Source organism: Paenalcaligenes niemegkensis, assembly GCF_022230885.1.
Lineage (GTDB): Bacteria > Pseudomonadota > Gammaproteobacteria > Burkholderiales > Burkholderiaceae_B > Paenalcaligenes > Paenalcaligenes niemegkensis.
In genome coordinates this window covers 15,373-35,217 of sequence record NZ_JAKGCT010000005.1, presented here as the reverse complement: position 1 = coordinate 35,217, position 19,845 = coordinate 15,373, and the positions used below count along the sequence as shown (strand labels likewise).

The following is a 19,845-nucleotide window of genomic DNA, read 5'->3' as shown; positions in this document are numbered from 1 at the left end:
TTTCGTAATGAAACGAGATATGATTGACTGTAAAGGTACAAGCGTCGCCGATCAAATTCTTTTTATACGATCTGCCCATATCAATATGAAGAAAACCAAAGCGTAAGACGGGTGTAATTGTGCAACTGAGCCGTATCGTCATTAAGAATTTCAGAAACTTTAAGCACCTCGATGTCCGGCTGGGACAACATGCGGTAGTCCTTGGCGAGAACAAAGTTGGCAAAACCAATCTGCTATTTGCGTTGAGGCTGATTCTCGATCCCACGCTTCCTGACTCATCGCGCGAGTTGCGCCTTGATGATTTTTGGGATGGGTTAGCGCGACCGCTTAAAGCGGAAGATATTATCGAGGTGTCGGTCGAATTCCGAGATTTTGAAGATAATGAAAATCTGCTGGCAGTATTAGCTGATCATTTGGTACGCCCTGTCCCGATGGTGGCACGGATCACGTATCGCTATCAGCCGGTGCAGGGGCTTGAAGCTGCACCGCGCAGCGAGGCAGATTACGAGTTCATTGTGTTTGGCGGAGACCGCCCCGACAATGCGGTCGGCTATGACCTGAGGCGCTGGATGCCGTTGGACCTGTTCCCGGCTTTGCGCGATGCCGAGTCGGACCTGGCGCGCTGGGGGCGTTCCCCGCTGCGTCCGCTTCTTGACCGTGCTGCGAAGACGATAGATGCAAAAGCACTCGGCGCGATCGCTGATGAAGTGCACACAACCACCTCAAGAATTGCAGCATTACCTGAACTTGCCGGAGTTGTAGGGCAGGTCAACGATCAGCTTACCGCCATGGTGGGAGACAAACACGCCATCGAAACGGCGTTGGGGTTTGCGCCCACGGAGCCGGAACGGTTAATACGCGCACTACAAATGATGATCGACGGTGGCAAGCGGGGTGTGGCAGAAGCCAGCCTCGGCTCAGCTAACGTGCTTTATCTCGCACTAAAGCATCTGGAACATCAATACCTTGTGGACGAGGGGGAGCGGCAACACACGTTTTTGGCGATAGAGGAGCCCGAAGCTCACTTGCATCCCCATCTGCAGCGGCTCATTTATCGAAATTATTTGCAAACGCGTGGTGACGCTCAAGCCGGGCCTGGGCCGCGCAGTATTCTGCTCACCACGCATTCGCCTAATGTGGCAAGTGTGGCACCGCTCGCCAATGTGGTTGTCCTGCGCCAAGTCATGGGCGAAGGGCATACCATCGGGCGTTCGCTCAGAGGCATAAAGCTCGTTGTCAGCGATCGTGAAGATCTGGAACGGTATCTCGACGTCACTCGTGGCGAGCTGTTTTTCTCGAAAGGCGTCATTCTGGTGGAGGGAGATGCGGAGAAGGTTCTCCTACCGACGCTAGCCAAGCTATATGACGAAAGTCTGGATTTTGATGCGATGGGTATCTTCGTGTGCTCCATTGCCGGTACCAACTTCGCTCCTTATGTTCAATTGCTGGGTCCTAAGGGGCTTGATATCCCGTTTGTAGTGCTGACAGATTTTGATCCAAAGAAGGAATCTGCGAGTCAGGAGGATGCGGATCCGGATGATGGAGGCGTCTTAGATAGCTATGGCAAGAATCGTGTTGTCAACCAAATTATGCAACATATACTGGATGAAGATGTTTGGGAGTCAAGTGATTTTGCGCAGGTGCTGGGGCTAGCCCCAAAGCATGGCGTGTTCCTGAATGAATTCACGTTTGAAATCGATGTTTTCCGGACGGGGGCAGAGGATTACTTCCTGACGGCCGTCGAGGAGCTCACTACTAACAAGAAGATGCACGCTCGCTTCACGAGCCTTGCAGCCGACCCGGATTCGCTTGATCCATCACAGTTCCTTAAAGATATCGATTCCATCGGCAAGGGGCGGATGGCGCAACGGCTGGCGTCGGTGCTGATAGCGGAAAATGTCGATGTATGCCCTGAGTACATCGAATCTGCGCTGGATTACCTGAAGGCCAGGCTGGGATGACCGCTGTAGCTTCCCCTCATCTAAAGGCCGCGGAAGATTTGCGCGGGAACAAGGATCAATGGCGCGCGTACGAATCGACGGGCAACTGTGTCATCCTGGCCGGGCCCGGCAGCGGTAAGACCAAGACGATCACCGTCAAGATCGCCCGGCTGCTTGCTGAGGCTGTACATCGACCACGTAGACTGGCATGCATTACCTATAGCAATGCTTGTGTCGGCGAACTGCGATCAAGGCTGATCAAGCTCGGTGTGGATGACGGTGATCGTGCTTTGCTCTCCACTGTGCACTCCTTTTGTCTGACGGAACTGGTGTCGCCTTATGCAGCATTGGCAGGTGTCGAAATACCCGATCCGCTTGTCGTGGCTTCGCCGGCGCAGGCGCGAAAGATTTTTGCCGATGCTTATCGTGAGCAGTTGGGTGGTAATGCTTCGAGTTCGTTTCGGATGGCCTGCGACAAATTACGGCGCACTATCCCGGATAAGGGTAGTGATGAGTGGCGTGCATGGACTGCCCGCGAAACGGCGGTGGTCGAAGCTTACGAAGCATTGCTTCTAAAAAATGGCCTGATCGATTTCGATGGGCTGGTCCTTGCCGGCCTGCAGCTTGTTGAGAAGCATGAGTGGGTCCAGCGTGCCATTCAAGCTAAATATCCGGTGGTCGTGATCGACGAATATCAGGATCTTGGTCTGCCCTTACACCGCATCGTGTTGGCGTTGCTTCGGGCAGGGACCCGGATCGTTGCGGTAGGGGATCCGGATCAGTCCATTTATGGGTTCACCGGCGCTAAGCCGGGCTTGTTGCGAGCGTTGTCCCGTCTCCCACAGATGGAGTCAATCAGGCTCAAGCTAAATTACCGGTGCGCTGATCGCATCATCGCGGCCTCCATGGCGCTCTTGCCCGAACCGGCTGAGTTTCATTCCCATGATGGCCGCGCGGGCGAAATCCACATCCACCGCCTGGAGCGCAACATCCGCGAGCAGGCGGACTATGCGCTCGGGACGCTGGTGCCAGGGCTGCTCGAGGCAAATCCGCTATGGTCGCCGGGAGATATCGCGTTGCTTTATCGCACCCTCAATGAGGGGACGCCGATCGCACAAGCGGCAGATGCTCTTGGTCTGCGCTACTTCCGCCTTGATAACGGTTCACCGATCAAGCGTACTCGCCTGACCGAATGGCTTACAGACGCAGCGCAATGGTGCGCCGGGGGCTGGCAGACTGGGACGGTACCTCTTTCGCAATTGCTCAAGGCTTGGCGACGGTTGCACCGTTCAGTTACGCGTGAGTCCGAATTGCTGAGTGCGCGCAAGTGCTTGATTGCGGCCTTGTTCTCACTGCGGGACGGTGCGTTGCCTTTGCACCAATGGCTTTCAGTGTTGCGTCGCAACGTGCTAGATGATCTGCTCCAGAAAGAGTCAGGTCTCGCCGATGAGAAAGACAACTTGGATGACTTGGCAAAAGCCGCTGCAGCAGGTGGGCCCTTGCAGGCATTCACGGTAGAGATATTCGGTAATCAGGGCAAGAGTCCAGACCAAATCAATCTGATGACGTTACACAGCTCGAAAGGGCTGGAGTTCCAGGCGGTCATTATGGTCGGACTGGAAAACGGCGTGTTTCCCAGCGGCTATGACAAGACCGACGAGCAGTTGGAAGAGGCGGCCCGGCTTTTTTATGTGGGTGTGACGCGCGCTAAGACGCAGATTCATCTTACTTACGACGAGGACGAGTCGCCACTGATCACTTCCATCCGGGAGGCAGGCTGATGCAGGGCTACTTCAGCGACCGGGAGAACGGTCCAAGACTGAGAAAAAATAGGAGAGGATATGGGACGACGATTGCAACTTAACTTCACACCGTTACTTGTGCATGGCGATGTGATCCGACTCCAGACCTTGCCATTTACAGACTCACAGCAATTGCATGACCTACGTAATGAGCACCAAACGCAGTTTGCGATAATCCGTCGGGCAGATCAGATTGTTGCGTTACCACTTGAGCCTGGAGCGACGCCCATTGGTCAGGGAAAACAGGTCTCGGCGCTCGAGCACACCTCGCTGATTCGACCGTTGCTTGAACAGCGGCTGGTGTCATTGCTGAGTGCAAACAGGCGGCCAGTGGCACGCTACAACCCGATCACGACAGTGGGACGCATATTACCGACAGAATTTCTGGATGCTGATGAGCATATTCATTTGCAGTCGCGCGTTTTGATCTCTATTCGATCCTTGAAATTACAGGGATCTTACGTGCTTGGACTGCTATGGGATATTGAAATCCAGAAAACGTGCGCGACCAGCCTGGCGGTGCTGAGCGAGCATGGCGTTTGCTTGGATGGATTGGTGGTGGAGCGAGAAACACCGGTGGAAGATGTGCGCATGCTGCCCCAGCGCAGGCTTGTTGGGCGTGTTGGGGGCATCGCAGACGGCAAGGCTCGGCTGTCTGAGCGGTTTATGAGTGTTGAGGAGCTGCTGCCCCTGGGCGAGTTGTACTTAGAGGCCTCGCCTGAGAATATTCGGCATTTATTGCAGCACTTCACAAGGAACGCCTCCGGAAGGGCGCAGAACAAGATCGACGAGATCGTGTTCGAGAACAGCAGGGGGCGCTCTCGGATGGAGCACATTACCCGGATTTCGGACTGGGTCCGGGGGTTGGGTGCTATCGGGTTGCAAGAAGGGCTGAGCGTCAGTATTGGTAGCCTGATCAACGAGAAAGACAGTCCGGTATTTCCGCGTTTCGCCGAAGGCAGTACACCGACCTACGTGTTCGATGCTGGCACGCTCAAGTCAGAGACGCGCGCGGCGGTAGGACTGACGAAGTTCGGCCCTTATAGCAGACATGTGTTCACGCCAACACGGCCGAACATTTGTGTGATCTGTGATCGGGCGCGACGTGGGCAATTCGAACTATTCCTCAGGAAGTTCCGGGACGGATTGACGGTCGACGGCAAGTCGCTGCCGTTTGGTAGAGGATTTCTTGGAATCTACGGTCTGCAGGACATCACGCTGACATTTGTGGAGGCTGACGGCTTCACCGCAGACGCGTACCACGCGGCTGCTTCCAAGGCCGTGCGTATGAGCGCGGAAGGGACGCCGTGGCACCTCGCTTTGGTGCAGACCGAGCGGGAGTCGCGACAGTTGCCACCGCAACGCAACCCCTATCTGGTTGCTAAAGCGGCGTTTCTCTCCAACCAGATTCCCACGCAGTTCATTGCCTTCGAGACCTTCGCGATGGCACCTGGTAATCTGGCTTACACACTGAGTAATCTCGCACTTGCTGTTTATGCCAAGCTCGGCGGTATTCCCTGGTTGATCAAATCGGATAAGGGAATCGCGCACGAAGTGGTCATTGGCTTGGGTAGCGCAGCGATAGGCGAGTCACGATTCTTAAAGAGGGAAAGGATTGTAGGTATCACCAGTGTCTTTCGCGGTGATGGCGGCTACCTGCTCTCCAACCTGTCAAATGCTGTGCCGATGGAGAAGTACGGTGAGGCGCTGACGGATTCGTTGCAGGCAACTCTCCATCGCGTCCGCAGCGAAATGAACTGGATTAAGGGCGATTCTGTTCGGGTGATCGTGCACGCATTCAAACCTATGCGCAACACAGAGATCGAGTCGGTCAAGACGGCACTCCAGGAATTCGCGGAGTTTGATCTGCAGTTCGCGTTCCTGCATGTCAAGCAAGATCACCCCTACCTACTGTTCGATGCCGACTCTGTCGGAATAAAAGGAAGGGGGAGAAAACACCGATACGGGGGCTCTATGCGGAGATTGGCGACAACGAAACTTTGCTGACTCTGACCGGGCCTCAGCAACTCAAGCGTCCGACGGACGGATTGCCCAAGCCATTGTTGCTGACTCTGCATCGTGATTCGACGTTCAGGGACACCATCTATCTCACGAAGCAGGTCTACTGGTTTTCGAACCATTCCTGGCGCAGCTTCCTGCCGGCTGCTATGCCTGTCACCATATACTACTCCAGCCTCGTTGCGAGCCTCTTAGGCCGGCTGGATCGATTAGGTAGTAGGTGGAGTCCAAGCGTGATGCTTGGCAAGATCGGGACAACGAGGTGGTTTCTGTGACAGACGGCAACCCGCTCTTGCATGAGGCACTGCGGGCTATATCGAGCCAAGCTGATACATTGACCAGCGCAGGCCCGCTTTCGTTGGCTTTCTATCACTGGGTACTCGCCGAGGAGTTTCCCATCGCACAGGCTATGCCGCTGGCTCAGGAGCTGAGCGAGGAAGTCGCAGGCGGCGGCCGGTCAATTCAGGCCGTGGGAGCCTTAGGCTTTCTGCTGGGCATTGATAGGTCTTTAATCGGTGCAAATCAGAACTTCTTTGCGCAGGGAGTGGATTGGCTGATGGGGCGCAGTAGCGATTCGCAGACAGCCTTGACGAGTCTGATGCAACCTGTAGCGCTCACTGGAGTGCTGATTGGTTTGGTTGCGATTGACGATGATGAGCGATGGCAGAAATTTGGAGCTTGGTTCGCTGCTCTCTTCGCAAGGCTGCAACCTCTTCTGCCTGCGGAAGGGGGATGGCGCCAGGAGCTGCTGTGGATGGTTAAGATGCGATCCGAGGTGGGGTTGCATAGCGAGTTGCAGTTGATGCCGGCTAGTGTGGGGGCAGCTATCTATGTGGCACGCGGATTAGCAAGATTTCCGTCGTTGTCCGATAACGAGTTGGCCTTGCAGGTACTTGGCCGCATTAAATCTGTTGTCTATGAAGAGCCTGAACCGGCAGCCATAGATTTGGCTGTCTTTCGTTTCCTGACGCAGGGTGCTTCCCAGATAGATTTGCGCGCGCCGAGCCTGCAAAATGTGGGTGTTCTGCTGCGCCGGCTCCAATCCGGATTACGTAGGTGGACTTGGGACGAGGAGAAAAAGACGCCGAACTCAAGCGCGCAGAAGTGGGCTATTGAGAATGAATACCATTTTCAGAATCTACTGTGGGCAGTGCTTGCTCCGGTGTTCCCGGACTTGCGTGACGAAGAATGGCTAGCCTCAGTGGGACAAAAGAAGCCACGAGCAGATCTGGTGATCCCGTCACTGTATCTGGTGATTGAGGTTAAGTATTGGCGAGTTAAGACGTCGCCACAAGGTTTGATCTCGCAGATCGCCGAGGATGTCAGCCTCTATTTGAAACACGGCAGCCCATACCGTAAAGTACTGCCAGTCATATGGGATCAAGGGCGGCGTGTCGAGCAGCATGACTTGCTCATCGCTGGCCTTTGCGAAATTCGCGATGTAGTGACCCCTATCGTTGTTACTCAGCCTGCCTTCATGGTTTAAACCTCGATCACTCTAAGCCACGAGCGATATCTGGCTGATTAATGTCTTATGATGCCTGGCAAGGGCTCAGTCAGAAAGCGCTCATGGTCGCGCTCCAGGCAGAGGCGCTCGAATACAGCCAGTACGGCTGTTACGTTATCCGTATCCAGCTCTTCCCGGGCGATGCGCCTGGCCATGCGGATCAGGTCGCGAATACTCGTTTCATTATCCATGGTTCCATTTTGTGCGATTTTCTTAGGCGTGGCTATACGTAGATACCGTGTGTGTTAACGTCGTATGAGGTGGCTCCGATATCGCTGGCAGGATTGATCTGGCATCGATTCAATTGTCCTGGACGGATCCAGGCGGTTCCTTGTACCGCTCCGCGGGTGACTTCCATTTTGCCAGCCGTTCAAGCGGGTTTTTGCACCAATGATGCTTTGGGCTTGAGCAAGCCGGTTTTCAATTTCGGTTCGGAATTCATCGGAGACTTCAGAGGCTTTTAACAAGGCAGCTTCGAAGAATTTTGTAATGCGCTCCGCTTCGTTCCAGTCATTGATGATGGACAGGAGTTCAGCCTGGGCATCGTCGTAGGCTTTGGCTTGTCGCTTGGCTTGTTCTTCACGCCGCCACTGTTCTCTTAGGGCTTGCCATTCTTCTTCCCGAATCCGGGCCTGTCGTTCGGCTTCTTCGACTAGTACAACAATAGCAGCAGTTTGTGCTTCAAGTGCGGCTGCGATCTCGTCAAGCTGGCCGGACACTTTGTTGCCGGGCGCATCGCGCCATTGGCATTTCCATTCCGTTCCTTGATAGGGAGAAAACGCTTGTATGCAAAATCGTCCGGAAGGGCGCGGCTTGACGGTGGTCCAGGTGAACTGGTTTCGCAGGTTTTTTTCTAGCGATAACTTCAGAAACCGGCACATAGTCGCCATTAAGGTACTGCATCTCAATATCCTCACACATCTCGAAGATCGATAGACCGATGGCCACGGTGTCGATGTAGACCACTGTGGGGCGGTAGGGTGTCCAGAGATTGCTACCTTGATTTTCGCCTTTGGGCGCTTCGTGTGGGTTGATGGCGACGCGATTTAGTTGTTCGCTTTCGACGGCGATACGGACGTGGTGTCCGCGGCTTTCCAGGACCCGGTAGAACCGGTTTGCAAGTTTTAGTCCTGACTCGAGCGTCTTTTCCGTAACGATGATGTCGGGAAGCAACTTTTTGTTGGGGCGGTAATAGCCTTCTTCGGAGATGCGGCCAACGGGTATAAGTCCGATAGCCCCGCCAATCAGAGGGTGTGTGGCTGGTCGGCTGGTTGATGTAGGATTTTTGGGTGTTGAGTTGGAGCGTGTCGCTGTGGTGCGGGATGGGCGAAGTGGCTTGCGAGGTGATGCTGGCAGCCCGCCGCTAGGCGTCCATTCGACCTCGTCACCCGGGTGTGCTGCGGGGAGGGCCGGTTGCGCAGGGGCTTTGCCGACGGCATGTTTGGCCCAGTACCCGGGTTGAGGTCGCGGTACATTCAGGCGATCACAAACTCGCGCAAGGAAGCTGCCGGAAACACCATATCGGGCGGACACTTTAGTAGCGGGTTCTGCCCAGATATCGTTGTACAGCTGGTCGCGTGTGATGGTGCGTTGGCCTGCGGCCTTGGATTGATCGGTTTCATCCATTCGGATCCTCGTCTGTCTTTCGCTAACGATGCTCTTGTCGTTTGCGGCTCGGGATTTGATTTCGCTGTATTCAGTCTGATCGTGACTGCTTGTTATGTTACTGGATGCTGTAGCAGAAACGGTAACGTTGCCGGTCAGCATGTTTTGGCGTTTCCGGCATTCCGGACCGCGCTTCTACAGGTTCGCTATTCGCTCATCCCTGATGGGACGGGTGTGGCTCGCCTTGCATATCGCTGACGCCTGGCGCGTGCCATGGGCACTTGCCGACCCCAAGGTTTCTGGCTGTTGGGGAGGGGCGGCATTGCTTTTCTCTCAGTGTGTCACGTCGTTCTCGCCGTCAAGGGCGGCGCGCTCTTGAGCGCTTGCGGCCTGCGGCCGTCTCGGACCCTGTGACGACTTGCGCTGCGGCGTGCCCCCTTCGGTTCCAGGCAATTTCGCCTGAGTTCCGAACCGGAGGCTGTCATGACACAGTATTCACTTTCCCTTAATTCTTTTGCTGATAACGCGGGTGTTTTGTTGGTGCGCGATGGCGATGGCCAGACACGACCGGCCAAGCGCCGTGAAATCCTGCGCGTGGCGCGTGAGCTGGTCGATACAGATGAGCTACGTGGTCAGTCATTGAGTAGTCCGATGGCGGTGCGCGATTTTTTACGGCTGAAGCTGAACGCATCCTTGGAACACGAGGTGTGCGGGATGATTCTCGTCGATACCCAGCATCGGGTGATTGAGTATCTGGAGCCGTTTCGTGGCACGATTGATCAGGCATCGGTGTATCCGCGTGAGGTCGTCAAACTAGCCCTTGAGCATAACGCCAAGGCGATCTTCCTGGTGCATAACCATCCTAGCGGTACGGCCGAGGCCAGTGAGGCGGATATCCGTTTGACTAAGCATCTGAAACAGGCGCTGGCGCTGATTGATGTCACGCTGCTCGATCACTTCATTGTTGCCGGATCGACGGTGCTATCGATGGCCGAGAAAGGGCTCGTGTAGTCCAGGTGGCATCGGGAGGCAGAGGCCTTCCTTTTTGTGGCGGAACGTCGGAGAACGATAACCAATTTTAGAGGCCCTCTTCGGGCGGTTCTGTTAATTCAGTGAGGTAGTGCTTGACCTTAAGCGACAAGCATTCAAACTTTACCGAATTAACGTGATGCACCATGATGGATTCTGGATCGATCCGAAGTGTCTCGTTCCGTGGATCAACACTTTGCGAAATAGCCGCTTCCAGTGACTGAAAACCGTCCCAATTATCAATGGATGGTTGGGGGCCACTAAGAGGTGCTTGCGGCAATTCTGCGTGAACTGAGTAATCGTACTCAAATCCATCTTCGGTTTCATATCCTGGCGAGGCATGGACCTGTGACCCCGTGGGGAACTGGATGAGTGCAACCTTCGATGCCTTATGAAAAAGAACAATATTACGTCCGTCGCTAACCTGTGCCGACTCAAAAATGATGCCATCCAGAGCTGGGTAGTTCCCTGCTGCCAAAAAATCCGCTACGACTTGCGTTGCGAGGTAGTCAAAAGCTTGATCGTCTGGCATGACTGCACGAGATATGCGTTTTCCCAGAGATTTTAAGAACGCCACCCGTTCAAGCTTGTCCTTGAAGGTGGAATCGAAGATGCTGCCTTCCGCATAAACGTGTTCAAGCGCAGTAAGATCAAGTAAGCGAAGAGGATGAGTAATGTGAAACTTGGCAACGGCGACCAGACTTCCCACGGGAGGACGAACCTCCGATATCGCCGCTGTTTCGCTGGTCGAGCCATAGAAGACGGAGATTCCCTGGGCATTCATTCGTCCGGCCGTGGCCAGATAATACGGTGGAGGGCCAAGTTGTTTTTCTGCGTGTTCCAAAGCCTTCAGGAGTTGCTTTTCTGATTGGAATACACGGGCTCGATACAAGTAACCGATGTTTGTTTGTGGACCGGCGTCAGCTACCACGGGATGGTCCGAATGGCAGCGAAGGGTGTCGATCTTGCTGAAAATTCTGGACAAATGGTCGGAAGCGTGGCGACTAAAGAAACGGGCTTCATGTTGGATGGAGCGCTCGAACGATCGCCAGGCCTCTTGCCATGCAGTGTCAGACTGAGGCTTTAATTCATAATGGCTTTCAGCGGAAAACTCGGTTTCATAAAACGAATCCGAGGGGTCATGCGAGCCGTGCTTGTCATCAAGGATAGTATGGACATCTGTGGCTATGGCTTCGTCGATAAGCGCCGCGTCTTGAAATGCCTCAACGACGGGCTCCCCTTCTCGATACCACTGATAGCTTGACTCGCGATCATTTTGTAAGCGCTCCTGCCAAGAATCTGGCTGATCCGATGTTCGGATGTAGTGGTTCTCGAATGCGGTCTCAATGCGCTCCGCCAACTGCTCAAGCGGCCAAGTGTTTTCGGTCTGGTGGCAATAATCACAACTCGCCTGCACACCGGTATCTTTAATGTCCTGGGATAGATATGTTTCACCGATGCAATGGTGGCAAATTCGCTTGGTATTGAGTCCATCTAGCTCATCAATATACATACAATTGCTCCTTTCCCTTTTGATGTTTTGGGGAGAGTGTCAAACTCAAGCTTATCCCCAACAACAAGGGCAGCGACAACGCCCCGGATTTCCGCATCCAAGGCCCCAATGGGCTGGAAGTCGGCGCGGCGTGGAAGAGAGTCAGCCAGACCGAGCGGCCCTACCTGTCGGTGAGTCTGGATGACCCTTCGTTGCCGGCGACCATCTATGCGCGACTGATCGAGGAAGAAGACGGCACGCACAACCTGATCTGGTCGCGCAACAAACCAGCGGCCTGACAGCCGCTTCAGCGCCCCGCTCGTTGAGGCGGGGCTTTGTGCTGCTTGCCGCAACATCAAACGCACGTGGCTATAGCGCGTCGCGTTTCTTCAATATGGCCTCCAACTCCTGCCGCACCTGCGCCAGAAGTTGATCGGCTTGGTGCGTGGTGTCGCCGGCATACGCCAGCGTCAAGAGCGTGAGGGGATGAATTTCCATGACCTCGCAAAGCTCGGCCAGCTTGTTCAGAGTGGGACTCTTCAGATTGCGTTCTAGCGAACTCAGATAGGTGCGGCTGGACACATCGGAGAACGCTTCCTGGCTCAAGCCGCGCACCTTTCTGACTGTCTTTAATGCCGCCGCCAATGAGTTTTTCGCTGTCATCCAATGATTTCCTTGAAACCATAGATGACAGTCGATTGCGCTCTATAGGGCTACAATCTATAGTGTTCATTTAATGCAGGGCTAACCGATTTCATGCTTTTACGTAAATCCGTTTGTACGGATTTCGCCAGAACCAGAGAGTCGCATCCATGTCTTTCCTGACTTCCATAAAGTTGCTTTCACACTTCCGTTCTTCTGCGGATTTGCGAGCTTGCTCATCGGTACTGCTGCACGAAGGAACCAAGCCGGTTTGGCGGCTCTACGCTTGGACGTATAAGTGCATCCCTGAATCGTCGGTTTCGTGGGATTTCCGACCATGACCCAGGCGCTCATCACCGCCGAGGAGCGCGCGCAATTGCTTTCCAACGGCCAGGCCCGCGTTGCGGGGCAAGTCACCGACCCGCTGCCCGTAGTGCGGCTGTTCACCCCGGACGCACACGTCACCTGGTTATTGGCATCGCTCGACCCTGCCGACAGCGATACGGCCTACGGCCTCATCGACTTGGGGCTAGGCATGCCCGAGCTGGGCCATGTGAAGTTGTCCGATTTGGCGTCTATCGTCGGGCCACGCCAGCAGCCGGTAATGCGGGATCAGTATTTCCAGGCCACGCGCATGCTGTCAGACTATGCGCGGATAGCGCAGGCCAACGGTTCTATTGTTGATTGACCGAAGTCGTTCGCAGCCCGGCAAGGCTAGGTGCATTGAGACTATTTTTGTCTCACTTCAGACCTGCCCAGTCTGAATCCGCACTTTTGCACCGAAGTGGGGCGGCTCTGCTGTAAACAGTCATGATCTTTGGCGCGGATTGCGGCACGGTATCTAGTGCTGCGTGCCATTTTCCGGTTGCGTAGCCGTCGTATTCGGACGACATCTGCAACGCTTCGGAGCCACTCGGTCTTGATATCACCATTTTACTCAGCCATCCATGACAGATTACCGATGACACCGTAGCTTTTGCATTGCGACGCCCGTAGCGACGTTCCTGCTTATCAACAGGAGGTGACGTCATGGCTGACCCGAGCGCCAAACACTGGTATCCAACCGCCGCGTATCTCTACGTGCTGCATCTTGATGGCCTCGCCCTGGCTTGGGAGTATTTGCGCCGCCATCCCGATTACCGGCGCGACTGGCTGCGCCGTCGCCGCCAGCCGGGCGCCGCCGAGCGCTGGGGTTTGCGCGTGCTGGAGGATCCCGGTCTGGATGCGCGTAACGCACATCCAGCCTGGTTCCCCGATCATGATGTCGTGGTGCAGCTTTATCCTGATGCCGACCCGCCACCGGATGCCCTGGTCTTCGAGTTCTGGTGTATGCCCGGCGACAAGCATTTGGTCCATGATGGCAAGAGGCTGGTGCTGACCACACGCGTGCCTGGCTACTGCGTGCGGCTGGCCTTTGCGCCGGACCTGGATGATGGTATGGCCTATGTCTACGCCATCCGTGCCTGCGCCACAGCTGGTCCTCGTTATCAGGTGCTTGTCGCAGAGTTGGACAAGCTGGTCGCCGGTGCCGTGCTTGCGGTAACAAAGCTGCGGCCATCTCCGGCCTCGTTGTTGGAGCTGCACACCTTGCAGGCGCTCGACGCCACCCTGGCGGGGGCATCTTTGCGCGAGGCGGCCGAAGGACTGTTCGGCATCGATGCGGTAGCCGCAGGCTGGTACACCGACGGTGGCCTACGCTCCAAGGTGCGCCGCTTGGTACGGCGCGGCAAGGCGCTGATGAGCGGCGGTTATCGCCGTCTGGCACAGCTCGAATCTCCTGGGGAGGGTCGTTCTGCACGCACTGCAAAACGACCCTGAGCAAGCGGCCTGTATTTCTTGAGACTACCTCCATCCGGTCGCGCTGTGTGGCCGGGCTTTCCTGACCGATGGAGGTCTATCCTATGCGACCCGCACCTATTCGACCTGCTGCTGCCGTCACCACGGCAGCGCAACCTCAACGCTACCTGACCAACGACGAAGCCGCCGACTATCTGCGTCTGTCGCCACGCACGCTGGAGAAACAGCGCGTGATCGGCGGCGGGCCGAAGTTCCGCAAGTTCGGTCGCCGCGTCATGTACGCCGTGGCTGACCTCGATGCCTGGGCCGATGCGCGCAGCTACGAAGCCACGTCCGATCCGGAATACGCCGAGCGTCACGCGGGTGATTACCGTGACGACCGCTGATTGGTGGCGCGTTGGTAGTCATCGCCATGTCCAGCCCACCAGGGCAAGCCTTGCCGTCTCGGGAACAGCTCGACCTGTTCCGGGCGCTGCCGGGGGATATGGCGCCGCGCGATGCTCAGGACCTGATGGCTTATCCGTTTTTTCGCTGGCGAAGTCGCGGCGCGTAGCGCCCATCGACTTTCACACAGGCAACGTCACCATTCGCGTGGAGGGTACGCAGGAGCATGGCATCGCCACCATTTGGGATGCCGACATACTGATCTGGGCCGCCAGCCAGATCGTCGAGGCCAAGGACGCGGGTATTCAGCCATCGCGCCGGATGCAGGCCACGCCTTACGAGATATTACGCTTCATTGGGCGCGGCAAATCCCTGCGCGATTACCAGCGTTTCAAGGCTGCGTTGGATCGCCTGCAATCGACCAGTGTGGCCACCTCCATCCGCGAGACGACTGGGCGGCGGCTGCATCGCTTTTCCTGGATCAACGAGTGGAAGGAGTTGGCCGATGCTCAGGGTACGCCGCTGGGTATCGAGCTGATTCTGCCGGACTGGTTCTATACGGGCGTGGTGGATGCCGCCCTGGTGCTGACCATCGACCCGGCGTATTTCAAGCTGACCGGTGGTATCGAGCGCTGGCTGTACCGCCTGGTGCGCAAGCACGGCGGCAGGCAGGAGCACGGTTGGCAATTCGACTTTCGCTATCTACACCAAAAATCCGGCAGCCACGCGCGCTTCTCGGATTTTGCGTACGACGTGCGCACCCTGGTGGCCAAGCAATCCTTACCCGGCTACGAGTTGGGTATCGTGTGCAGGCCCAAGGACCACAGGGAGTTGCTGACGTTTCGGCCCGTGCCGCTCACGGCACGGGGATAACCCGGGAAAACCTGTGAATAGTGTCGTGCTATTAGGAGTAAGGGGTATCGTGCTATCGGGAGTACGGCTATCGTGCTATCAGGAGTATGAGATCGCCGCAAAGCCAATAAGGACACGGGTTTACGGGCGCTCTAACTTAGGTAACTTCACTACTCTAACGTTTAGAGGCGCGCCATGCCGGTGGATAAGTGCCCAAAAGCAAAAAGCGCTGCCATGCCAACAGCAAAAAACCTGCAAAAATCGCCCCAAAACCAACCCGGTTCAGCAGGACAAAAACAGGCCGGCTTTCCTGACAGGAGGGCCACGTCATGATCGTCGCCTTACTCAACCAAAAAGGCGGCGTGGGTAAGACTACGCTTGCCACGCACATCGCCGGCGAACTTGCGCTGCGCAGTCAGCACGTGGTGTTGCTGGATGCCGACCCCCAGGGTTCATCACTGGATTGGACACAACGGCGTAGCCAACAAGGGCTGCCCCGGCTGTTCAGTGCGGTGAGCTTGGCAAGGAAACCCTGCATCAGGAAGCTCCAGAACTCGCCAGGCGGGCCGATCACGTCGTTATTGATGGGCCACCCCGAATCGCCGCGTTGGCGCGCTCCGCGCTGCTAGCAGCCGATTGCGTGCTGATACCGGTGCAACCCAGCCCTTACGACCTATGGGCGAGCGCCGAGATGGTGGCGCTGATCCGCGAGGCGCAGGTGTTCCGGCCCCAGCTTGCCGCTGCCTTTGTCATCAATCGCCGTGTCAGCACCACGGTGATCGGACGCGAAGCGCGCCAGGCGCTGGCCGATCAACCGCTACCGGCGCTGCGCGCCGAGGTTCGGCAACGCATCGTCTTCGCCGACAGCGTGGCGACGGGTCGGCTTGCCCGCGAGTTGGCACCGGACAGTGCCGCCACACGCGAAATCACCGCATTGGTGGATGAACTATTGCGGTGGTCGCCATGAGTAGCGACAGCAACACATCGAACGGCAAGCGCACAGGCAAGCGCATCACCATCGGTGCGCGCCCGCCCACGAATCCGCACGCCGAGGCGTGGATTCGCCAGGGCGATGCCGCCGACCTCCAGAAAGGCGACCTTTACACCGCTCGCCTGACCCTCGACGTGACGCCCGCACTACGTGCGCGCATCAAGGTTTCGGCCTTCACGCGAGGCATGACGGTAGCCGAGCTGCTGCGCGGTTTACTGGAACACGCGTTCCCGGAGAAGCCCCAATGACTGCACAACCTTTAGCGACAACGGATGAGCCACCGCCTTCGTTGCGCGCCTTTGCCGTCCATGCTGGCAACGCGCGATTGACCCGCGTATCGCTGGCCACCATCGAGCCGCGATTCAATCTTTACCTGCGCTTTGGTGAACCTACGCGCACGGTTCAACTCGACCGCTGGCGACGCTGCGCGGTGTTCCTGCCGCGCGCGATCTTCTGCCGCATCCGCTGGCAGGCCAACGACTACGGAACGATCCGTTGGCAACTCATGGTGATGCAGGCTTGCACACCGCTGGACGCGGTGCAGCGCATCCCTGGCGTGCAGCCCGGCGCACGTCTGCTGCTGCACGCCGAGGGCGAACAGAAGGTGCGCGCCGTGTTGGAACGGATCGACGGCATGGAGGCGCTGGGCATTGCCGCCATCGACGTGTCGCCCACGTACTGGCACACGCTGGGCAACCGGCTTGCGGCAGGACAGGTGCTGCCCGATTACACCGCCGAGCGGCATGCTGCCTGGCTGGCCGGGAGGGGGCTGTCATGACCGTTCAATTCACCGTTGCCAGCACCACTGGCGGCGTGCTGCGTCTTCGCTCACGCCTGCGCGCTCGCCTTGTGCTGGCGGGCTTGTCCGCCTGCGGCCTCGCGGCGCTGGCCTGGGCGTCCTTTGTGCCGCCGCTACCGCGCCTGATCTACAACCCGTCCGACAGCGTGGCGGTCGGCTGGTATCGCGTCGAACCGCTAGCATATCGGGCCGACTCGCTGCAGCCTCCTTTGTCGGTGGGCAGCATCGTCGTGACCTATCTTCCGGCTAATGCCGCCACATTGGCCGCCCAGCGCGGTTATCTGCCCGCGCATATTCCGCTGCTCAAACGGGTGGGCGCGGTCGCGCCGCAACATGTCTGCATCATCGCCGGTCAGGTGCGCATCGACGGCGTGCCTTCGGCTGCCGTGCTGCCTGCTGATCGGCTGAGCCGACCACTGCCATTCTGGCAGCATTGCCGACCGCTGGCCGAGGGCGAACTGTTCCTGTTGAGTGTGACCCATCCGGCGTCCTTCGACAGCCGCTATTTCGGTCCGGTCAGCGCGTCCGCCGTGATCGGCGTAGCGCATCCGGTAAGGCTGGAGAGTCGTCCATGATGGCCGTCAATTCGTTGCACATTGCTGTGCATCTCATCGTGTCATCGGGTGCGTCGTCCAAGTGGCTGCTGTCATGTTGTCGTGCATGCAGTGCGGGTGCATTCACACCGCACTTTGAGCAGCCATCCAATGTGCAGATGTCTTGCCTCGATCGTGTCCGGTCTTTGGCTGTGGACGCGTTCGCCGACAGGCTGGCTGCCAGCAGCACAGCGCCGCCGAGCCGCCGATGCCAGGAGCGACAGCGAGGGGCAAAGGTGGAGGGCAAGATAAAAGGTCGCGGCACGTTGTTGCGCGAAAAAGCAGTCTGCACGTGGGGGCGGCGCGACACGCGCTGGTTGCGGCACCGTGCCGCGTGGATCGCCAATACCTTGTCGGCATTGAGCCAAGCGCGTGCCTCGCACGCTTGGCTGCGACAGCCTTGGATGGGGGTAGCGCATGAACAGCAACGATGATGACCGTTTTGGCATCCGCCCAGGGGCGCCCAAGCAGCGCGGCGACGCCTTCATCAGCCAGGTGCTGCGCCAGACGAGCAAGGCCGGAGTCAAGGCCGCCAAGGCGGGCCATCGACCCGGTGCCCGGCTGGGGCGCGGCCACACGGCGGCGCACTTTACCGGTGCATCGCTGACCGCTGGTTCCCGGCGCGTGACCATCAAGACCCGGCTGGTCAATCTCGCCAAGGCCGGGCAGCGTTCGACGGCTACGCACCTGCGCTACATCGAGCGCGAAGGTGTGAGGCGTGATGGCGAACCGGGCAACGCCTATGGCCCGGCGACTAATGATGCCGACTTGGCTGCCTTTGAGGAACGTGGCCGCGAGGACCGGCACCAGTTCCGCCTTATCGTCTCGCCCGAAGAGGCCGAACAGCTGGGCGATCTGCGCACCTACACCCGCCACCTGATGGCCCGCATGGAAGCCGATCTGGGCACGCCGCTGGAGTGGGTGGCGGTCGATCACTGGAATACCGACAACCCGCATACGCACGTTGTTCTGCGCGGCAAGGATGACACTGGAAAAGACCTCATCATTTCCCGCGACTACATCAGCCAGGGGATGCGCGAGCGGGCCTCGGAACTGGCGACTGAATGGCTGGGGCCGCGTACCGAACTGGAGAACCAGCGCGGCATGCAGCGTGAAGTGGATCAGGAGCGATGGACGGGGCTGGATCGTACTTTGCAGCGCGAGGCCGTGGATGGCGTGGTGCGCACCGCGCATTTGGAGGCGGAACCCCGACTGCAACGCCAGCGCCTGCTGCTGGTCGGCCGCTTGCAACGCTTGCAGCGCATGGGATTGGCAAGTGAAATGCAGACCGGCGTGTGGGCTGTCCATGCCGATGCGGAATCCACCTTGCGGGCGATGGGCGAACGCGGCGACATCATCCGTACCATGCAACGCGCCATGAGCGGTAAGCCTCGTGAACTGGCCATGTTCCAGCCTGGCGAGGATGGCCGCACCGTTGTCGGCCGCGTGGCCGGCAAGGGACTGGCAGACGAGCTGTACGATAAGGGCTACTTGATCGTCGATGGCACCGATGGCAAGGCGCACTATGTCGCGCTGCCGGCCAAGACGGAACTGGAACAGTACCCGACGGGAGCTGTCGTGGAAATCAAAGGCTCAACTGCGGTGCGTGCGGCGGACAAGACCATCGCCGCGTTGGCTATCGATGGCATCTACCGCACCGATCATCATCTGGCGGTTGCCAAGGCTCAGCCGCACCCAGACCGAGATCCGCACGAAGTGGTCGAAGCCCATGTGCGACGGCTGGAAGCCTTGCACCGAGCCGGCCTGGTGGAACGGCAGATCGAAGGCGTCTGGCAAGTGCCTAACGGCTTGTCCGAGCGTGGCCGCCAGTACGATGCGCAGCGCCTGGGTGGCGTGGCGGTGGAACTGAAGTCACACCTGCCGATTGAGCGCCAGGCCCGCGTGATCGGCGCGACCTGGCTGGATCAGCAGCTGATTGGCGGCGGCAAGGGGCTGGGGGTATCGGCTTTGGCAGTGAGGTCAAAGAAGCGCTACAGAAACGTGTCGACTTCCTGGCCGAACAGGGGCTGGCCGAGCGGCGCGGGCAGCGCGTAATTCTGGCGCGCAACCTGCTGGGAACGCTGCGCAATCGAGAACTGGCGCAGGCCGCGCAGGGCATTGCTACCGAATCTGGTCTATACCATCGCCCTGTAGCCGACGGCCAGCGTGTGACTGGCATCTATCGGCGCAGTATCATGCTTGCGAGCGGGCGCTACGCGATGCTGGACGACGGTATGGGTTTCAGCCTGGTGCCTTGGAAGCCAATGATCGAGCAGCGGCTGGGGCAGCAGATTACCGCGACCATGCGCGGCGGTGGCGTTTCGTGGGACATTAGGAGCGCGCGCGGAGTAACCATCAGTTGATTGAAATTGGACACAAATTAGAATACTTTT

General features: G+C 57.7%; 20 protein-coding genes and 4 pseudogenes. 17 read left to right on the top strand and 7 right to left on the bottom strand.

What is annotated here, in order from left to right; translation table 11 throughout:
- The first annotated feature begins 119 nt into the window (after positions 1 to 119).
- From L1889_RS15765 to L1889_RS18945, 4 genes are all read left to right on the top strand, one after another.
- Positions 120 to 1,961, top strand: coding sequence for an ATP-dependent nuclease (locus L1889_RS15765; RefSeq protein ID WP_238665998.1), 1,842 nt, complete (start codon positions 120 to 122; stop codon positions 1,959 to 1,961).
- Complete coding sequence (locus L1889_RS15760; RefSeq protein ID WP_238665997.1) at positions 1,958 to 3,721, top strand: ATP-dependent helicase; 1,764 nt, start codon at positions 1,958 to 1,960, stop codon at positions 3,719 to 3,721. Before L1889_RS15765 ends, L1889_RS15760 begins: the two co-directional genes overlap by 4 nt.
- Before the next feature lie 60 nt (positions 3,722 to 3,781).
- The gene (locus L1889_RS15755; protein WP_238665996.1) at positions 3,782 to 5,749 is read left to right on the top strand and encodes a Piwi domain-containing protein; all 1,968 of its coding nucleotides are present in this window, start codon (positions 3,782 to 3,784) and stop codon (positions 5,747 to 5,749) included.
- A gap of 232 nt (positions 5,750 to 5,981) precedes the next feature.
- On the top strand, positions 5,982 to 7,247 hold the full coding sequence (locus tag L1889_RS18945; protein ID WP_238665995.1) for a PD-(D/E)XK nuclease domain-containing protein: 1,266 nt from the start codon (positions 5,982 to 5,984) through the stop codon (positions 7,245 to 7,247).
- A 38-nt stretch (positions 7,248 to 7,285) separates the two neighbouring features.
- Here L1889_RS18945 and L1889_RS15745 read toward each other — a convergent pair whose 3' ends face one another.
- From L1889_RS15745 to L1889_RS15735, 3 genes are read right to left on the bottom strand one after another with little or no spacing between them, the layout of a single operon-like run.
- Positions 7,286 to 7,459, bottom strand: coding sequence for a hypothetical protein (locus L1889_RS15745; protein WP_238665994.1), 174 nt, complete (start codon positions 7,457 to 7,459; stop codon positions 7,286 to 7,288).
- A 54-nt stretch (positions 7,460 to 7,513) separates the two neighbouring features.
- The gene (locus tag L1889_RS15740) at positions 7,514 to 7,987 is read right to left on the bottom strand and encodes a hypothetical protein (protein ID WP_238665993.1); all 474 of its coding nucleotides are present in this window, start codon (positions 7,985 to 7,987) and stop codon (positions 7,514 to 7,516) included.
- The gene (locus tag L1889_RS15735; protein ID WP_238665992.1) at positions 7,971 to 8,894 is read right to left on the bottom strand and encodes a hypothetical protein; all 924 of its coding nucleotides are present in this window, start codon (positions 8,892 to 8,894) and stop codon (positions 7,971 to 7,973) included. Before L1889_RS15735 ends, L1889_RS15740 begins: the two co-directional genes overlap by 17 nt.
- A 139-nt stretch (positions 8,895 to 9,033) precedes the next feature.
- Here L1889_RS15735 and L1889_RS15730 point away from each other — a divergent pair, with 139 nt between their 5' ends.
- Together L1889_RS15730 and L1889_RS15725 are read left to right on the top strand one after the other, a co-directional pair.
- On the top strand, positions 9,034 to 9,252 hold the full coding sequence (locus tag L1889_RS15730) for a hypothetical protein (protein WP_238665991.1): 219 nt from the start codon (positions 9,034 to 9,036) through the stop codon (positions 9,250 to 9,252).
- Positions 9,253 to 9,356: 104 nt separating this feature from the next.
- Positions 9,357 to 9,884, top strand: a complete 528-nt coding sequence (locus L1889_RS15725) for a JAB domain-containing protein (RefSeq protein ID WP_238665990.1) — start codon at positions 9,357 to 9,359, stop codon at positions 9,882 to 9,884.
- 67 nt (positions 9,885 to 9,951) lie between these two features.
- Here L1889_RS15725 and L1889_RS15720 read toward each other — a convergent pair whose 3' ends face one another.
- Positions 9,952 to 11,415, bottom strand: a complete 1,464-nt coding sequence (locus tag L1889_RS15720; RefSeq protein ID WP_238665989.1) for an RES family NAD+ phosphorylase — start codon at positions 11,413 to 11,415, stop codon at positions 9,952 to 9,954.
- Between the two features lie 35 nt (positions 11,416 to 11,450).
- Between L1889_RS15720 and L1889_RS15715 the strand changes: the two are divergent.
- Positions 11,451 to 11,693 (top strand): annotated as a pseudogene (locus L1889_RS15715) (DUF736 domain-containing protein); the annotation flags it as partial.
- A gap of 70 nt (positions 11,694 to 11,763) precedes the next feature.
- On the opposite strand, the gene L1889_RS15710 reads toward L1889_RS15715, so the two are convergent.
- Positions 11,764 to 12,057: a helix-turn-helix domain-containing protein gene (locus tag L1889_RS15710; protein ID WP_238665988.1), complete on the bottom strand. Its 294-nt coding sequence runs from the start codon at positions 12,055 to 12,057 to the stop codon at positions 11,764 to 11,766.
- A 316-nt stretch (positions 12,058 to 12,373) separates the two neighbouring features.
- Between L1889_RS15710 and L1889_RS15705 the strand changes: the two genes are divergently transcribed.
- The gene (locus L1889_RS15705) at positions 12,374 to 12,724 is read left to right on the top strand and encodes a DUF2958 domain-containing protein (protein WP_257794017.1); all 351 of its coding nucleotides are present in this window, start codon (positions 12,374 to 12,376) and stop codon (positions 12,722 to 12,724) included.
- A 52-nt stretch (positions 12,725 to 12,776) separates the two neighbouring features.
- Here L1889_RS15705 and L1889_RS15700 read toward each other — a convergent pair whose 3' ends face one another.
- Positions 12,777 to 13,067: a hypothetical protein gene (locus L1889_RS15700; RefSeq protein WP_238665986.1), complete on the bottom strand. Its 291-nt coding sequence runs from the start codon at positions 13,065 to 13,067 to the stop codon at positions 12,777 to 12,779.
- Here L1889_RS15700 and L1889_RS15695 point away from each other — a divergent pair.
- The 3 genes and pseudogenes from L1889_RS15695 (at position 13,066) to L1889_RS15685 (ending at position 15,090) form a co-directional block, all read left to right on the top strand.
- Entirely contained in the window at positions 13,066 to 13,854 is a 789-nt protein-coding gene (locus L1889_RS15695; RefSeq protein ID WP_238665985.1) for a DUF2285 domain-containing protein, read from the top strand. The genes L1889_RS15700 and L1889_RS15695 overlap by 2 nt on opposite strands.
- A gap of 83 nt (positions 13,855 to 13,937) precedes the next feature.
- Positions 13,938 to 14,219 carry a helix-turn-helix transcriptional regulator gene (locus L1889_RS15690; RefSeq protein WP_238665984.1) on the top strand — a complete coding sequence of 94 codons (282 nt, stop codon included), beginning with the start codon at positions 13,938 to 13,940 and terminating at the stop codon, positions 14,217 to 14,219.
- A 26-nt stretch (positions 14,220 to 14,245) separates the two neighbouring features.
- Positions 14,246 to 15,090 (top strand): annotated as a pseudogene (locus L1889_RS15685) (replication initiator protein A).
- 154 nt (positions 15,091 to 15,244) lie between these two features.
- Here the strand turns inward: L1889_RS15685 and L1889_RS15680 are convergent.
- Positions 15,245 to 15,400 carry a hypothetical protein gene (locus L1889_RS15680; RefSeq protein ID WP_238665983.1) on the bottom strand — a complete coding sequence of 52 codons (156 nt, stop codon included), beginning with the start codon at positions 15,398 to 15,400 and terminating at the stop codon, positions 15,245 to 15,247.
- On the opposite strand from L1889_RS15680, the pseudogene parA reads away from it, so the two are divergent.
- The 6 genes and pseudogenes from parA (at position 15,399) to L1889_RS15650 (ending at position 19,815) form a co-directional block, all read left to right on the top strand.
- Positions 15,399 to 16,036: pseudogene (gene parA, locus L1889_RS15675) on the top strand (ParA family partition ATPase). The gene L1889_RS15680 and the pseudogene parA overlap by 2 nt on opposite strands.
- Complete coding sequence (locus tag L1889_RS15670) at positions 16,033 to 16,308, top strand: chromosome partitioning protein ParB (protein ID WP_238665982.1); 276 nt, start codon at positions 16,033 to 16,035, stop codon at positions 16,306 to 16,308. Before parA ends, L1889_RS15670 begins: the two are co-directional and overlap by 4 nt.
- Positions 16,305 to 16,838 (top strand): DUF2840 domain-containing protein, encoded by a 534-nt coding sequence (locus tag L1889_RS15665; RefSeq protein WP_238665981.1) that lies wholly within the window; start codon positions 16,305 to 16,307, stop codon positions 16,836 to 16,838. The genes L1889_RS15670 and L1889_RS15665 overlap by 4 nt, the downstream gene beginning before the upstream one ends.
- Entirely contained in the window at positions 16,835 to 17,434 is a 600-nt protein-coding gene (locus tag L1889_RS15660) for a S26 family signal peptidase (RefSeq protein ID WP_238665980.1), read from the top strand. The genes L1889_RS15665 and L1889_RS15660 overlap by 4 nt, the downstream gene beginning before the upstream one ends.
- The gene (locus tag L1889_RS15655) at positions 17,431 to 17,886 is read left to right on the top strand and encodes a hypothetical protein (RefSeq protein ID WP_238665979.1); all 456 of its coding nucleotides are present in this window, start codon (positions 17,431 to 17,433) and stop codon (positions 17,884 to 17,886) included. The genes L1889_RS15660 and L1889_RS15655 overlap by 4 nt, the downstream gene beginning before the upstream one ends.
- Positions 17,870 to 19,815 (top strand): annotated as a pseudogene (locus L1889_RS15650) (DUF3363 domain-containing protein). Before L1889_RS15655 ends, L1889_RS15650 begins: the two are co-directional and overlap by 17 nt.
- The last annotated feature ends 30 nt before the right edge of the window (positions 19,816 to 19,845 follow it).

Excerpts from the sequence above, each read along its gene's own strand:
- L1889_RS15760 (WP_238665997.1), top strand. The coding sequence starts at position 1,958 with ATGACCGCTGTAGCTTCCCCTCATCTAAAGGCCGCGGAAGATTTGCGC.
- L1889_RS15755 (WP_238665996.1), top strand. The coding sequence starts at position 3,782 with ATGGGACGACGATTGCAACTTAACTTCACACCGTTACTTGTGCATGGC.
- L1889_RS15745 (WP_238665994.1), bottom strand. The coding sequence starts at position 7,459 with ATGGATAATGAAACGAGTATTCGCGACCTGATCCGCATGGCCAGGCGC.
- L1889_RS15735 (WP_238665992.1), bottom strand. The coding sequence starts at position 8,894 with ATGGATGAAACCGATCAATCCAAGGCCGCAGGCCAACGCACCATCACA.
- L1889_RS15730 (WP_238665991.1), top strand. The coding sequence starts at position 9,034 with ATGTTTTGGCGTTTCCGGCATTCCGGACCGCGCTTCTACAGGTTCGCT.
- L1889_RS15725 (WP_238665990.1), top strand. The coding sequence starts at position 9,357 with ATGACACAGTATTCACTTTCCCTTAATTCTTTTGCTGATAACGCGGGT.
- L1889_RS15720 (WP_238665989.1), bottom strand. The coding sequence starts at position 11,415 with ATGTATATTGATGAGCTAGATGGACTCAATACCAAGCGAATTTGCCAC.
- L1889_RS15710 (WP_238665988.1), bottom strand. The coding sequence starts at position 12,057 with ATGACAGCGAAAAACTCATTGGCGGCGGCATTAAAGACAGTCAGAAAG.
- L1889_RS15705 (WP_257794017.1), top strand. The coding sequence starts at position 12,374 with ATGACCCAGGCGCTCATCACCGCCGAGGAGCGCGCGCAATTGCTTTCC.
- L1889_RS15695 (WP_238665985.1), top strand. The coding sequence starts at position 13,066 with ATGGCTGACCCGAGCGCCAAACACTGGTATCCAACCGCCGCGTATCTC.
- L1889_RS15700 (WP_238665986.1), bottom strand. The coding sequence starts at position 13,067 with ATGACGTCACCTCCTGTTGATAAGCAGGAACGTCGCTACGGGCGTCGC.
- L1889_RS15690 (WP_238665984.1), top strand. The coding sequence starts at position 13,938 with ATGCGACCCGCACCTATTCGACCTGCTGCTGCCGTCACCACGGCAGCG.
- L1889_RS15680 (WP_238665983.1), bottom strand. The coding sequence starts at position 15,400 with ATGACGTGGCCCTCCTGTCAGGAAAGCCGGCCTGTTTTTGTCCTGCTG.
- L1889_RS15670 (WP_238665982.1), top strand. The coding sequence starts at position 16,033 with ATGAGTAGCGACAGCAACACATCGAACGGCAAGCGCACAGGCAAGCGC.
- L1889_RS15665 (WP_238665981.1), top strand. The coding sequence starts at position 16,305 with ATGACTGCACAACCTTTAGCGACAACGGATGAGCCACCGCCTTCGTTG.
- L1889_RS15660 (WP_238665980.1), top strand. The coding sequence starts at position 16,835 with ATGACCGTTCAATTCACCGTTGCCAGCACCACTGGCGGCGTGCTGCGT.
- L1889_RS15655 (WP_238665979.1), top strand. The coding sequence starts at position 17,431 with ATGATGGCCGTCAATTCGTTGCACATTGCTGTGCATCTCATCGTGTCA.